The following is a 13,408-nucleotide window of genomic DNA, read 5'->3' as shown; positions in this document are numbered from 1 at the left end:
CGGTCCATTCTTGTCGGTGGCCGGCGGTACGGTCGGGTTCATGCGAGAGCTGATCGTCACGGAGAACAGCACGATCGACGGCGTCATCGAACTGGCGGGCGACTGGTTCAGCCCCGGCGACACCGATCCGGACGTCGACCAGTCGGATGTGCTGGCCGCGCTCCGCGAACAACGTGAGAACGCCGACGCGGTACTCCTCGGACGCGTCACCTTCGAAGACATGCGCGGGTACTGGCCGAAGCAAACCGATGACACGACAGGCATTTCGGCTTATCTCGACTCGGTGAGCAAGTACGTGGTTTCGAGCACGCTGACGGAGCCGGAGTGGGAGAACACGACGGTGCTCTCCGGTGAGCTGCGTTCGGAGATCGAGCGGTTGAAGGCCGCCGAAGGCAAGGACATCGTGACGACCGGCAGCATCTCGCTGGTGCGGGCGCTCATCGCCGAGGGTCTCGTCGACGAGTACCGGCTGTTCGTCTATCCCGTCGTGGTCGGCGAAGGCCGTCGGTTGTTCGAAGGTGCCACCGGTGTCCCGAAGCTTCGGCTGGTGGAGGAGCGACCGTTCGCTTCCGGGATCGTGCTGCTGCGGTACCGGGCCGCGTCGAGCTGACGCTTCACCGGGATTTCGGCTGCTCACCGCCTGCTGGGTAGGGTCGTACTCCGGCTTGGCGACGGGAGAACGACGGAGGTGGCGCGCGTGGTCGACGCGTCGAAGTTCACGGCCGAGGTGTTCCGCCGCGCGGCGGAACGGCCTGGCGTCCCGCCGCGGCTGGCGCGGGCGGCGGACTGTGTCCGGGACGGCAAGTTCAGCTGGGAGGAGGTCGCCGCCGGGAACTGCGAGCACCCGATCGCGCAGGCGCTGTTCGTGCCCAGAGCGCAGGAGAAGCTGTGGCCTCTGCTGGCCGAGGTCGCCGAAGGCCTCGAGTCGGAGACGGCACCAGCCGAACCCCGTCGCGCCCGAAGAGCACCCACGACGGACGATGACTTCAGCGAGTACACCTACCTCGAAGACCTGGCCGAACCGAACAGCCATCCGGCGTGGCCGCAAAGGCGGGATCGCGGCCGGTGACGGGAAAAACGGGATGAGAAGCGCCCGGTCGCGGGCGTAGCGTCGGCGACCGTGATCGATCAGACGAACACGGAAGACGATCCGGCGGACGGCTGGTTCCCCGAGAGTGTCGCCGCGGGCTACGACGCGCCAGGCGGCGCGAACGCGCCCGAAGTGGTGACCTCCGCGGTGGACGTCCTCGAAGACCTGGCCGACGGCCCGGTGCTCGAGTTCGCCGCCGGAACCGGGCGGATCGCGATCCCGCTGGCCGCGCGCGGCGTGCCGGTGCGCGGCATCGAACTGAGCAGGGCGATGGCGGCGCGGATCGCGGACAAGCCGGGTGGCGACGCCGTCGAGGTCACGATCGGCGATATGACGAAGACGCGGGTGGCCGGTCAGTTCTCGTTGGTCTACCTGGTGTTCAACACGATCGGCAACGTGACCACCCAGGACGGGCAGGTCGAGGTCTTCCGCAACGCGGCCGCGCATCTGCGGCCGGGCGGGCTGTTCGTCGTCGAGGTGGGCCTGCCGGAGCTGCGCCGCCTGCCGCCCGGGCAGGACATCGTCCCGTTCGCGATGGCATCCGGCTATGTCGGGTTCGACCAGTACGACGTGGTCACCCAGGAGTTCACGTCGAACCACGTCACCGTGACACCGGACGGGCAGGGACGGTTCCGCCGGATCCCCTTCCGGTATGCCTGGCCCGCCGAGATGGACCTCATGGCACGCATCGCCGGGATGCGCCTGAAGCACCGCTGGGCGGACTGGGATCGCTCGGAATTCACCGCCGAGAGCACCAAACACGTGTCGGTCTGGGAGCGCGCACCGCACTGACGGGTCAGGACGTTCGCGGAGATCTGTTCGTGGCGATGATCAGCGCGCTGACGGCGAGTGGGGGCAGAGCCCACAGTGCCGTGGTGAGGTAGCCGTTCTGTGTGGGGAGCAACGCGCCGTCCGGGGTGGCCGCGGCGAGCAGCAACCCGGCGAGTGCGCTGCCCACGGCCATTCCGATGCTGCGGGCGATCTGGTTGATCGAAAGCACGCTCGCCGTTTCTTCTGGTGGCACACCGACGAGAACGAGCTTGGGCATCACCGCGAAGACACCTCCGACGGCGAAGCCGAGCAGGGCGATCGCCACGAGGACGAGAGCGAGCGACTGGTTGCCGGCCGCGAACAGCAGGGCACTGGCCGCGGCGATCACGATCGAGACCGCGTACGTCCAGCGCTCGGTGACGCGCGCGATGAAGCGCGGCACCGCTCTTCCCGCGGCGAACCCGAGCAGCGAGAACGGGATCAGGGCCGCTCCCGCGGCGACGCCGGGAAGCGCGAATCCGTAGTGGGCGTCTTCGGGGGTCTGCACGTAGCGGGTGAACAGGCTGAACAGCAGGTACAAACCGGCGCCTGCCACGAGTATCGCCAGGTTCGCGCGCAGGAGGGGCCCTTGGCCGAGCAGCCGAAGGTTCACCAACGGCACCGCGGTGCGGAGTTCGATGAAGGCCCACACCGCCAGGACCACGGCGGAACCGGCGAGAAGGCCGGCGGCCAGCCATGGGGTCGACCAGATCGTGGGTTCGGCGATGACCAGCAGGATCCCGAGAGTGCCGAGCGCGAGGAGCACCGCGCCCGTGACGTCGATCCGGGGCGGCTCACCCGGCGCCTCAGCGGGCAGCGTCCGCCAGGCGATGACCAGCGCGACGGCGGACAGGAGGAATCCGAACCCGTAGGCGGCACGCAGGCCCGCGAGCTGGTCGAGAAGGCTGATCACCGGATACCCGACCCCGATGCCCACGGTCGAGGCGACCGACAACGCGGCGATCGTCGATGTCGAACGCTCGGGCGGCAGGTGCGCGCGGGCGACGCTCATCAACAACGCCCCGACCGCGACCCCGAGCCCCTGCAGGCCGCGCCCGATCACCAGCGCCGCGTACGGAAGCGGGAGCACCGTCAGCAGTCCGCCCGCCACGACCAGGGCCAGGGTGGCCAGGATCGTGGCGCGGCGGTACGGGCCGCTGCCGAGCCTGCCCAGCACCGGTCCCGCGATCGCGCCGCTGAACAGTGTCACCGTCAAGGTCCACTGCGCGGCGTCCAAGGACACGTGCATCCCGGTGGCGACCGGAGTGATGAGGGGCGCTCCGACGCTGCCGATCACCGCCCCCGCCAACGCCGTGCCCACCAACGCTGGACTCAACCGGTCAGCCATGGGCACTAAGTTACTGGTTACTAACTACTAACTCGATGTGACTTCGATCCCGGGAAGTGTCCGGACACGACAAAAGCGGCCCCGTGACTTGGTCACGAGGCCGCTTTGGTGTGGCGAGTGAGGGATTCGAACCCCCGAAGGCTGTGCCGTCTGATTTACAGTCAGATCCCTTTGGCCGCTCGGGCAACTCGCCGTGGCCGGGTGTCCCCGACCGAGACGAAAGAATACCCAATGCCATGGCGGGCCGGTCAACCGGGTTCCGCAGGGCTAGGGTGGAAGCTCCTGACAAGCGAGTACGAGGTGTGAGAACACGTGGCGGATCCCTCTTTCGACGTGGTGAGCAAGGTCGATCGCCAGGAGGTGGACAACGCCCTGAACCAGGCCAGCAAGGAGCTCGGTACACGGTTCGACTTCCGGGGCACCGGGACCAAGATCGACTGGTCCGGCGAGGAAGCGATCGCGATCGAGTCCGAGACCGAGGAGCGGGCGCTGGCGGCGGTCGAGGTCTTCAAGGAGAAGCTGATCAAGCGCGGCATCTCCCTCAAGGCCTTCGAGGCGGACGAGCCGGCGTTGTCCGGCAAGATCTACAAGATCGGCGGCAAGATCCTGCAGGGGATCGCGTCGGACAAGGCTAAGCAGATCGCCAAGTTCATCCGCGACGAAGGCCCCAAGGGGGTCCAGGCGCAGATCCAGGGCGACCAGCTTCGGGTGTCCGGCAAGAAGAAGGACCAGCTGCAGGACGTGATCGCCTTGCTGAAGGGCAAGGACTTCGAGATCGCGCTGCAGTTCACGAACTACCGCTGACAGCCGCACCGACAAGGCCACCTTCGGAAGAAGGTGGCCTTCGTCCTGTCTAAGACGCGGTGATCGTCCAGGTCCCGTCGCCTTCCAGCGACACGAAGGCCGGGCCGGACACGGGCACGCTGCCCTTGTAGTCGCCGAGCTGGTTCACGGGCAGCTCCGCGTAGTCGCCGCTGCGCACCCACACCGCGGTGTTCCCGTTGCCCTTGGTGGTGACGGCGACCGACGAGACGGCGTCGGGCACGGCGAAGACCGCGTCGCGTTTGCCCGAGAGCGGCTTGCCCGGCTGCAGCACGGGCAGGCCGCGTTCGTCGGTGATGGTCAGCGTCCAGGCGGCGTTGGCCTTGACGGTGAACGTCTTCGCCTGGTGATCGGGCATGTCGTTGATCCACTGCGTGCCCTTGTACGGGCCGACGTCGTTGACGATCAGCTCGTTCTCGGTGTTGACCGCGACGTGCCCGGAACATTTCGGGCAGTCGAAGGTCACGAAGCCGATGCGCATCGGCCAGGCCATGGGGACCGACGCGTTCCCCTTCCCCGAGTGCTTCTCCTCCGGCTGCGGGCCGGGCCGCGGGGTGGTGGTGGACGTCGGCGGCGGGGTCGCCGACGGTGTGCGCAGTCCTTCCGGAGCGGCCGCCTGCGGGACGACACGGCCCAGGTTCGGCGGCGAACAGGCCGGCAGTCCGATGGTCAGCAGCACGGCACTCAACGCCGCACCCAAGCGCCTGATCACGTAATTCCCCCCAGTCGAACCCGTCATCGGATCTTCGTCGGCCGATAGCCCAGCGTTACCGGACCACCCGGCCGAGCGATTCAGGACACTCGGACGTGGGTTTCCGCCGCGACGCCTTCGAGGGAGTCCTAAAGGGACAAATGCCCGTGTTGTAATCCGGCGATCGCGTTCGAGGAAGGTCACGATGAAGCGCCGTTTCAGCACCGCACTCGCCTTCGCGCTGTCACTCACGGTGATCGCGTCCCTGTTCACCGCCGCGCAGGCCGCGGAACGGCAACAGCTCGTGCCGGGCTATGGCTCGTACCCGCGGCTCATCCGCCTGGAACACTCCTCTGTCGGCCGCGGCCGCATCCTGGCGTCGCTGACCAGCGAAGACGCGAGCGGCAAGTTCACGCCGATCATGGAAAGCACCGACGAGGGCCAGACCTTCCACAAGGTCGGCGAAGTCCGCGACCGGGACGGCCGCCGCGGCATGTGCTGCGGGACGCTGTACGAGCTGCCGCAGCGGGTCGGCAGGCTTCGCGCGGGCACGCTGCTGTGGGCCGCGAGCTACCGGCAGGACGCCGGGCCGCAGCGGCGGATCGGCATCAAGATCTGGTCCAGCCGCGACGCCGGCCGCACGTGGTCCTTCCTTTCCGAGGCCGCCCGCTCCCACAACCACGACGGCATCTGGGAGCCGGAGTTCACCGTCGACGCGGGCGGCACACTGTGGCTGCACTACGCCGACGAGACCGAGGCGCCGCAGTTCGCGCAGGTGATGAACCGGGTCGCTTCCACCGACGGGGTGAACTGGGGCACCAAGCAGCGCACGATGGCCATCCCGCCCCATCGGGTGCGGCCGGGAATGCCGATCATCCGCCGTCTCCCCGACGGCCGGTACTACCTGGCCTACGAGATCTGCAACTACCGCGACCGCTACTGCGACCCGTACTTCAAGATCTCCTCCGACGGCGCCAACTGGGGCGACCCCCTCGACCCTGGCACCCGCGTCACCACCGCCAACGGCAACTACTTCCAGCACGCCCAGACGATCGCGCTGTTCCCCGGCGGCCCGAACGGGGTGCGGCTGGTGATGGTCGGGCAGATCTACACCAACGCGGCCGGTGTCCCGCAGGGCAAGAACGGCAAAGTCCTGCTGGCCAACGACAACTTCGGCGCCGGGAACTGGTACGAGCTGCCCGCGCCGGTGCACATCACCGGCATCCACAACAACTTCTGCCCCAACTACAGCTCGACACTGCTCCCGGTCGACGGCGGGAAGAACGTGCTGCAGATCTCCACCGAGTACAACCTCGGCTGCAAGGCGTATTTCGCGAAGGGACCGGCGTTCTGAGCCACCCGGTAGTGTGAGGCCGAGCGATCGGCTACGAAGCGGGGGCATCGCATGAAGGGCATCGTGCTGGCCGGGGGCAGCGGGACGCGTCTGCATCCCATCACCCAGGCGATCTCGAAACAGCTGCTACCGGTCTACGACAAACCGATGATCTACTACCCGATCTCGGTGCTGATGTTCGCCGGGATCCGCGAGATCCTGATCATCTCGACCCCCGTCGACCTGCCGCATTTCCGGCGGTTGCTCGGCGACGGCAGCCAGTTCGGGCTCAGCTTCAGCTATGCCGAACAGGCCGCCCCCAACGGGCTGGCCGAGGCGTTCGTCATCGGCGCGGACTTCGTCGGCGATGACGACGTCGCGCTCGTGCTCGGCGACAACATCTTCTACGGCCAGGGGTTCTCCAGCAGGCTTCAGGCCGCGGCGACCACGCTCGACGGTTGCGTGTTGTTCGGCTACCCGGTCAAGGACCCGCAGCGCTACGGCGTCGGCGAGATCGACGCCGACGGCAAGCTCCTCTCCATCGAGGAGAAACCCGAGAAGCCGAAGTCGAACAAGGCCATCACCGGCCTGTACTTCTACGACAACCAGGTGATCGAGATCGCCCGTGACCTCAAGCCCTCCCCTCGCGGTGAGCTGGAGATCACGGACGTCAACCTCACCTATCTGCGGCAGGACCGCGCGACCCTGATCGATCTCGGGCGCGGGTTCGCCTGGCTCGACACCGGAACGCACGACTCGCTGCTGGAGGCCGGCCAGTTCGTGCAGGTCCTCGAGCACCGGACGGGCGTCCGGATCGCCTGTCTCGAGGAGGTCGCGCTGCGGATGGGCTTCATCGACGCGGACCAGTGCTACGCGCTCGGCGCCAAGCTGGCGAAGTCCGGCTACGGCGAATATCTGATGAACGTCGCGCGCACCCAGGGCGCTACCTGCTGAACAAGTGCTCCCGCAGGGTGTCTCCGGTGTACTCGGTCCGGAAGACACCCCGTTCCCGCAGATGCGGGACGACGTCGTCGACGAACGCGTCCAGCCCGCCAGGGGTCAGGTGCGGCACCAGCACGAATCCGTCGGCGGCGTCGCTCTGGACGTATTCGTCGATCGACTCCGCGACCTGCCGGGCGGTGCCGACGAACTGCTGGCGCGCGGTCACCTCGATGACCAGTTCGCGGATCGAGAGTTTCTTCTCCTCCGCGATCGCCCGCCATTTCGCGGCCACGGCCAGCGGATCCTTCTCGTGCCGGACGCGGCCCCAGGTCAGCGGTTCGGCGTCGGGATCGGGGTCGACCTCGGGGAGCGGGCCGTCGGCGTCGTAGGCGGAGAGGTCGCGGCTCCACACCTGCTCGAGGAACTGGATCGCGGTGGCCGGGCGCACCTGCTGGTAGCGGATCTCGCGGGCGTACTCGTGCGCGTCCTCCTCGGTGTCGCCGAGGACGAAGGTCGCGGCGGGCATGATCAGCAGCTCGCCGGGCTCGCGGCCGTACGCGGGCAGCCGTCGCTTGACGTCGGCGAAGAACTCCTTGCCGCTCTCCAGTGAACCGTGGCGGCTGAAGATGACGTCGGCGGTCTTGGCCGCGAACTCCCTGCCCTCGTCGGAATCGCCTGCCTGGATGACGATCGGCTGCCCCTGCGGGGTCCTCGGGACGGTGAACTCGCCGTGGATGTCGAACTGCGGTCCACTGTGGGCGAAGCGCTCGATGCCGCGTGCGAAGACGCCGTTCTCCTTGTCCCCCACCAGCGCGTCGGGCGGCCAGCTGTCCCAGAGTTCCCGCACGGTCGCGAGGAACTCCTCGGCGCGGCGGTAGCGGTCCTCGCGTTTCAGGAAGCCGCCGCGGCGGAAGTTCTGTCCCGTCCACGCGTCCGGTGAGGTGACGACGTTCCACGCGGCGCGACCGCCGGAGAGGTGGTCGATGCTCGCGACCTGCCGCGCGACCTCGTACGGCTCGTTGAAGGTCGAAGAGAGCGTGCCCGCGAGGCCGAGCCGGGTGGTGACCGCGGAGAGCGCGGCCAGCACGGTGGTGGTGTTCGGCCGCCCGACGACATCGGAATCGAGGATCTGGCCGGCGTGTTCGCGCAGGCGCAGGCCCTCGGCGAGGAACAGGAAGTCGAACTTGCCCCGCTCGGCCGTGCGCGCGAGATGTTCGAAGGACGAAAAGTCGATTTGGCTACCCGAACGCGGGTCGCTCCACACGGTCGTGTTGTTGACGCCGGGGAAGTGTGCGGCGAGTTTGACCTGTTTGGGCATCTGTCACGCCTCCGCGTACTGGTTGGCGGCGACCCCGAGGCCGAGATGGTCGCGCAGGGTGGTGCCGGTGTAGGCCTGCCGGAACGCGCCCGCGGCCTGGAGCGCGGGGACGGTCCCGGCGGTGAAGAGCGCCAGGTCGTCGGTCAGGACGGCGGGCCGGATGTGGAAGCCGTCGAGTCCGTTGGCCGCCGCGAGGCGGGGCAGTTCGGTGGCGAGGTCTGCCGGAGTGCCGGTGAAGGTGAGCTCTCCGGCCACGAAGGGCGCGTAGGCCTCCAGCGCGCGACGGCGGTCTAAGGCCGCCTGCTCGGTTTCGGCGAGCACGATCGACAGGCCGGCGAGAAGTTTGGCGTCGGGGAAACGCTCGCGGGCGCCGCGGATCTCGTCGATCAGGACGACGTCGGCGCCATGCGCGTACGGAGAGTCGCCGTACACCGCGACGACCGGGTGGCCTTGGGGCGGACGCGGCGTGATCGAAGGTCCCTTGATGTTGAAGAAGCGGCCTTCGAAATCGACGTAGTGCAGTTTCTCGCGGTCGATGAAACGGCCGGTCGGCTCGTCGCGGATGATCGCGCCGTCCTCCCAGCTGTCCCAGAGACGCGCGATGACGTCGACGACCTCGGCGTTCTCCGCTTCGGCGTCCGCCTCGGACGGCAGGGTGCGCCTGCCGAAGTGCGCGACCTCGGCTTCGGTGCGCGAAGGCACCGCGAGGACGCCTGCGCGGCCGCGGCTCGCGAAGTCGAGCGAAGCGACGGCCGTCGAGATGTGGAACGGCTCGGTGTGGGTGGTGGTGACCGTCGGGACGAGGCCGATTCCGCTGGTCACGGGGGCTATCGCGGCGAAGGTGAGCAACGCGTCCAGTCGGCCTCGGACGACCTCTTCGCCGCCGGACTGGAGCGCGAGGGTGTCGTCGAGGGTGACGAAGTCGAGCGAAGCCGCTTCGGCGAGCTTCGCGTGGGCCAGGTAGTGGGCGGCGGTGAACAAGGCGGCCGGTCGGACGTCGGAAACCCGCCAGGCGGCCGGATGCTGCCCGGCCCCGTCGAGCGCGACCCCGAGGTGCAACTGCTGTGCGGAACCCATGCCCGGGGAACCCCCGCGCGTACCCCTCGATTCCCCCTCCCACGAGGTGGGAACCGGATCGCGTTTAGCCCGCTAACTGCGCTCCGGGGGCCGACCTGCGTTTAGCCCCCTAAACGCGATCCGCCTGGTCAGAAGGGGCGCCGGGCCATCTCTTCGAGGCGCCGGATGCGTTCGTCCATCGGCGGGTGGGTCGAGAAGAGCTTCGAGAGGCCCTCGCCCGGCCGGAACGGGTTCGCGATCATGAGGTGCGACTGCGACACCAGCTTCGGCTCCGGCACGAGCGGCGCCGCGCGGGTTCCGTGGTCGAGTTTCCGCAGCGCGGAAGCCAGGCCGAGCGGGTCGCCGGTGAGTTCCGCGCCCGACGCGTCGGCCTGGAATTCCCGCGAGCGGCTCACCCCGAGCTTCACGATGGCGGCCGCGATCGGCCCGATCAGCACCAGGAGCAGCCCGACCAAGGGGCTGTCGCCGTCTTCGCGGTTGCCGCCGCCGAAGATGCTCGTGAACATCGCGATGTTGGCGATCACGCTGATCACGCTCGCCAGCGCGCCCGCCACACAGGAGATGAGGATGTCGCGGTTGTAGACGTGGGACAGTTCGTGCCCGAGCACGGCCCGCAGTTCGCGCTCGTCGAGCAGGCCGAGGATGCCGGTGGTGCAGCACACCGCCGCGTGGCGCGGGCTGCGGCCGGTGGCGAAGGCGTTCGGGGCCTGGGTGGGGCTGACGTAGAGCCGCGGCATCGGCTGGCGCGCCGTGGTCGCCAGCTCCCGCACGATCCGGTACATCGCCGGCTGCTCGGCCTCCGAAACCGCCCGTGCGCGCATGGCCCGCAGAGCCAGCTTGCCGGAGTTGAAGTAGGCGTACGCGTTCATCCCGAGCGCCACCAGCAGGCCGATGACCAGCGCACCCCGCCCGAAGAAGCCGCTGATCCCGACGATGAGCGCGGACAGCACGCCGAGCAGGACGACGGTCTTCAGCCCGTTCTGGTGTTTGTGCACGACGTCCCGCTCCTTCCTTCTCCGGGGATTGGGGGTTACTCATCGGAAACAACGCGATCGGGGGACGCGAAGTTCCTTCGCGTGCCCGGTTCGCGGGTTATCGTCGAACCCCGGAGCGATCATGGGGAGGCGCCTGTGCGAGGACCCGAACTGAGCCGCCGAGCCCTGTTCACGCTGGCCGCGGCCGGCGTTTCCACGCTCGCCCTTGCCCCGGCGGCCCGAGCTGAGAAAGTACTTCTCGTCGAGGTCGGAGGCACTCCGGAGGCGGTCGCGGTGAATTCCGTCACCGGCTTCGCGTACGTCTCGGACCCCTCCACCGGCACGATCGTGGTGCTCGATTCGCGCAGCGGCACCGTCGGCGACGTGATCCCGGTGGGCGGCGAGCCCGCCGGACTGGCCGTGGACACGGCGACCAACCGGATCTTCGCCGCGAACCCGCCCGGCGGGACCGTCCTCGTCATCGACGGCCGGACCAACGACGTCGTCAGCGTGGTGCCTGCCGGCCCTGGAGCGTCCAGTGTCGACATCGACGAGCGGGCGAACCGCATCTACGCGGTCAGCGCGCTCACCGGGACGCTCGCCGTCCTCGACGGCGTCGGCTGCCGCCTGCTGGACCTCGTCCCCGGGCCCACACGAGGGCTGTCGTCGACAGCGGTCGACAGCGGCCGCAAGCTCGCGTACTGCACCAGCACGGACACGGACTCGCTGGAGGTCTTCGACATCGGCGCGGGGAAGTTCATCGGTGGCATCCCGGTGGGCAAGTCGCCGACCGGGGTCGCCGTGCACAGCGCGTCCGGGACGGTGTTCGTCGCGAATTCGGCGATCCATCATCTGTCCGTCGTGGATCCGGGCGCCCGCAAGGAGAAGGCGACCGTGCTGTTGCGCTCGGAGTCTTCGTCGGTGGCGGTCCACGAAGGATCGAACACCGTGTACTCCAACGGAGGGCCGAACGGCATCGCCAGGATCGACGGGGTGACGAGCCTGCTCACCGGCGACCTGTCGCTCGGCGTGAACCCCGGCGCGGTCGCGATCGACCAGCGCACCAAGACGGTGTACGTGGCGGATCCCTTGCGCGGCAGGGTTTTCTTGATCAGGGATTTCTGACCAAGACGGCGGGTTCGCGTGACTGGGTGGACGGCACGCGTGATCGAGCGGACGCCATCCTCACCACTCACGTGGCCGGAGCGGGCATGATGGCGGGGTGAGCGTGTACGAATTACGTGGCGGGCTGCAACCGGACGTGTCGGCCGTGGCCGCGGTGCTGGCGCATCACGGTGTCGAAGGCCCGGACGGCAAGGCGCCCGGCGAGGCGCTGGTCTTCGCCGTGTCCGGCGGGATCGGGGCGGGCTACATCCTGTGGGACTTCGCGCACGAGACGATGTCGACCATCGTGTTCGGTTTCCGCGCGCGCTGGCAGTACCCGCACGAATGGCTCAAGTCCACTGTGGACCGTCTCGGGCTCGACGCCGACTTCCACACCACCGGCGGCAAACGTGCCGCCGCGAAACGGCTCACCGCCGACCTCGAAGCGGGGCGGCCGGTCCTGGTGCTGCCTGACCGCGAGTCGCTCGGTTACTGGCATCTGCCGCCGGAGATGTCCGGCGGTGGCGGCCACTTCGTCGTCGCGTACGGCGAAGAGGACGGCCGGGTGCTCGTCGACGACCGGAATCTCGCCCGGCTGACGGTCGACCGGAAGACGTTCGACGCCGCGCGCGGCCGCGTCGGCTCGTACAAGAACCTGCTCGCGACGATCCGGCCCGGCGAGGTCCCGGACTGGCCGACGGCCGTGCGCGACGGGCTCACGGACTGCGCGCGGAACCTCTCGGCGCCGTCGAAGTCGTTCTCGCTGCCCGCGTGGGAGCGCTGGGCGAAGGCGATGACCGACGAACGCGATCCCAAGGGCTGGCCGCGCGCGTTCGGCGAGCGGCGCGGGCTCGTCGGTACGCTGTTCAACGTCTGGGAGAGCGTCACCCCGGCCGGGCTGGAGGGCGGGCATCTGCGCGGGCTGTTCGCCGACGCGCTCACCGAGGCCGCCGTCCTGCTCGAACTCCCCGCGCTGGCCGAACAGGCGCCGACCTGGCGCGGGATCGCCGAACGGTGGGCCGAACTGGCGGAGACGGCGGTTCCCGCGTCGAACGCGGAGTTCGCCTGGGTGCGTGGGCTGATCAGCACCGTTTCGGCCGGTGTCCGCGAGGGCGACGCGGGGCAGGACGCGGCCGCGACCGCCGGTGCGGAGCTGTGGAAACTGCGCGCGCACCACAACGACGAGTCGCCGTTCACCGAGGTCGAAGCACGCGAACTGTTCAGCACGATGGGCACGATGATCCGGGACATCCACACCGCAGAGACGGCCGCGATCCGCGAACTCTCCGAAGCCCTGATGGAGTGAACCGGACCGGTGTCCGTTGCGCCGCGCGGCCGGAACACCGCGCGATCGTTGAAGATCCACTTCGTGCACGCACATCCGCTGGGGACGACCAGTGCGCGTCCCGCTTCCGAGATCCACCTGTTCCGCCATCGCCTGCGTGTCACCGACCTGGACTATCTCGGCCAGGTCGGGAATGTCCGGCTGCTCGACTACTTCCAGGAAGCCCAGATCGCGATGCTCGACCCTCGGCGCGAGCACGTGTTCCGCACCAAGGGTCCGGCGTATCTGATCGCGAAGCACAACGTCAGCTACCTGCGCAGGCTGACCTTCCGCGACAACCCGGTCGAGGTCGAGACCGTGGTCGGCCGGATCGGGACCTGTGACGTCGTGGTCAACAGCAGGCTGCGCGACGAACGGGCCGTCTACGCGCGCTGCCGCACCATCTGGGTCGCGTGCACCCTGCCCGAAGGCAGCGTCCGGCGCCTCGACGACGAGGAAAACGAGCGGTTGACGCGGTTCAGCGGGACGATCGACGAGGCTTCCTGAATCAGTTTTTAACCGTTTATGCTCCATTTCCCGCATTACCGGAAAACGACTGAGCCGTTCAGCGGCTG

At 68.5% G+C, this 13,408-nt stretch carries 14 protein-coding genes and 1 tRNA gene; 9 read left to right on the top strand and 6 right to left on the bottom strand.

Features of this window, described 5'->3' with window-relative positions; all coding sequences use genetic code 11:
- Nucleotides 1-40 precede the first annotated feature (40 nt).
- From ACLJO0_RS08635 to ACLJO0_RS08625, 3 genes are all read left to right on the top strand, one after another.
- On the top strand, nucleotides 41-610 hold the full coding sequence (locus ACLJO0_RS08635) for a dihydrofolate reductase family protein (RefSeq protein WP_410577439.1): 570 nt from the start codon (nucleotides 41-43) through the stop codon (nucleotides 608-610).
- Nucleotides 611-697: 87 nt separating this feature from the next.
- Nucleotides 698-1,069 carry a hypothetical protein gene (locus ACLJO0_RS08630; protein ID WP_410577438.1) on the top strand — a complete coding sequence of 124 codons (372 nt, stop codon included), beginning with the start codon at nucleotides 698-700 and terminating at the stop codon, nucleotides 1,067-1,069.
- 51 nt (nucleotides 1,070-1,120) lie between these two features.
- Nucleotides 1,121-1,882, top strand: coding sequence for a class I SAM-dependent DNA methyltransferase (locus ACLJO0_RS08625; RefSeq protein ID WP_410577436.1), 762 nt, complete (start codon nucleotides 1,121-1,123; stop codon nucleotides 1,880-1,882).
- Nucleotides 1,883-1,886: 4 nt separating this feature from the next.
- On the opposite strand, the gene ACLJO0_RS08620 is transcribed toward ACLJO0_RS08625, so the two are convergent.
- Complete coding sequence (locus tag ACLJO0_RS08620) at nucleotides 1,887-3,248, bottom strand: MFS transporter (RefSeq protein ID WP_410577434.1); 1,362 nt, start codon at nucleotides 3,246-3,248, stop codon at nucleotides 1,887-1,889.
- Between the two features lie 111 nt (nucleotides 3,249-3,359).
- Nucleotides 3,360-3,441: transfer RNA gene (locus tag ACLJO0_RS08615), tRNA-Tyr, on the bottom strand.
- 119 nt (nucleotides 3,442-3,560) lie between these two features.
- Between ACLJO0_RS08615 and ACLJO0_RS08610 the strand changes: the two genes are divergently transcribed.
- A complete protein-coding gene (locus tag ACLJO0_RS08610) occupies nucleotides 3,561-4,052 on the top strand; it encodes a YajQ family cyclic di-GMP-binding protein (RefSeq protein WP_007030975.1) in 492 nt (163 codons plus the stop codon).
- A 49-nt stretch (nucleotides 4,053-4,101) separates the two neighbouring features.
- On the opposite strand, the gene ACLJO0_RS08605 is transcribed toward ACLJO0_RS08610, so the two are convergent.
- On the bottom strand, nucleotides 4,102-4,782 hold the full coding sequence (locus ACLJO0_RS08605) for a hypothetical protein (protein ID WP_410577432.1): 681 nt from the start codon (nucleotides 4,780-4,782) through the stop codon (nucleotides 4,102-4,104).
- A gap of 184 nt (nucleotides 4,783-4,966) precedes the next feature.
- Here ACLJO0_RS08605 and ACLJO0_RS08600 point away from each other — a divergent pair, with 184 nt between their 5' ends.
- Nucleotides 4,967-6,115, top strand: a complete 1,149-nt coding sequence (locus ACLJO0_RS08600) for a sialidase family protein (protein WP_410577430.1) — start codon at nucleotides 4,967-4,969, stop codon at nucleotides 6,113-6,115.
- A 51-nt stretch (nucleotides 6,116-6,166) separates the two neighbouring features.
- On the top strand, nucleotides 6,167-7,048 hold the full coding sequence (rfbA, locus tag ACLJO0_RS08595; RefSeq protein ID WP_410577429.1) for a glucose-1-phosphate thymidylyltransferase RfbA: 882 nt from the start codon (nucleotides 6,167-6,169) through the stop codon (nucleotides 7,046-7,048).
- On the opposite strand, the gene ACLJO0_RS08590 is transcribed toward rfbA, so the two are convergent.
- From ACLJO0_RS08590 to htpX, 3 genes are all read right to left on the bottom strand, one after another.
- A complete protein-coding gene (locus ACLJO0_RS08590) occupies nucleotides 7,038-8,354 on the bottom strand; it encodes an NtaA/DmoA family FMN-dependent monooxygenase (protein ID WP_410577427.1) in 1,317 nt (438 codons plus the stop codon). The two genes, rfbA and ACLJO0_RS08590, sit on opposite strands and share 11 nt — an antisense overlap.
- A 3-nt stretch (nucleotides 8,355-8,357) precedes the next feature.
- Nucleotides 8,358-9,431, bottom strand: a complete 1,074-nt coding sequence (locus ACLJO0_RS08585) for an LLM class flavin-dependent oxidoreductase (RefSeq protein ID WP_410577425.1) — start codon at nucleotides 9,429-9,431, stop codon at nucleotides 8,358-8,360.
- A gap of 128 nt (nucleotides 9,432-9,559) precedes the next feature.
- On the bottom strand, nucleotides 9,560-10,426 hold the full coding sequence (gene htpX, locus ACLJO0_RS08580) for a zinc metalloprotease HtpX (RefSeq protein ID WP_410577423.1): 867 nt from the start codon (nucleotides 10,424-10,426) through the stop codon (nucleotides 9,560-9,562).
- A gap of 135 nt (nucleotides 10,427-10,561) precedes the next feature.
- On the opposite strand from htpX, the gene ACLJO0_RS08575 reads away from it, so the two are divergent.
- From ACLJO0_RS08575 to ACLJO0_RS08565, 3 genes are all read left to right on the top strand, one after another.
- Nucleotides 10,562-11,530, top strand: a complete 969-nt coding sequence (locus ACLJO0_RS08575; RefSeq protein ID WP_410577421.1) for a YncE family protein — start codon at nucleotides 10,562-10,564, stop codon at nucleotides 11,528-11,530.
- A 97-nt stretch (nucleotides 11,531-11,627) separates the two neighbouring features.
- Nucleotides 11,628-12,815: a BtrH N-terminal domain-containing protein gene (locus ACLJO0_RS08570; protein WP_410577419.1), complete on the top strand. Its 1,188-nt coding sequence runs from the start codon at nucleotides 11,628-11,630 to the stop codon at nucleotides 12,813-12,815.
- Between the two features lie 9 nt (nucleotides 12,816-12,824).
- The gene (locus tag ACLJO0_RS08565; protein WP_410577417.1) at nucleotides 12,825-13,340 is read left to right on the top strand and encodes an acyl-CoA thioesterase; all 516 of its coding nucleotides are present in this window, start codon (nucleotides 12,825-12,827) and stop codon (nucleotides 13,338-13,340) included.
- Nucleotides 13,341-13,408 lie beyond the last annotated feature (68 nt).

The organism is Amycolatopsis sp. lyj-108 (assembly GCF_046549005.1).
GTDB lineage: Bacteria > Actinomycetota > Actinomycetes > Mycobacteriales > Pseudonocardiaceae > Amycolatopsis.
The sequence above is the reverse complement of the archived record's forward strand: the minus strand, read 5'-3'. Positions and strand labels throughout refer to the sequence as shown.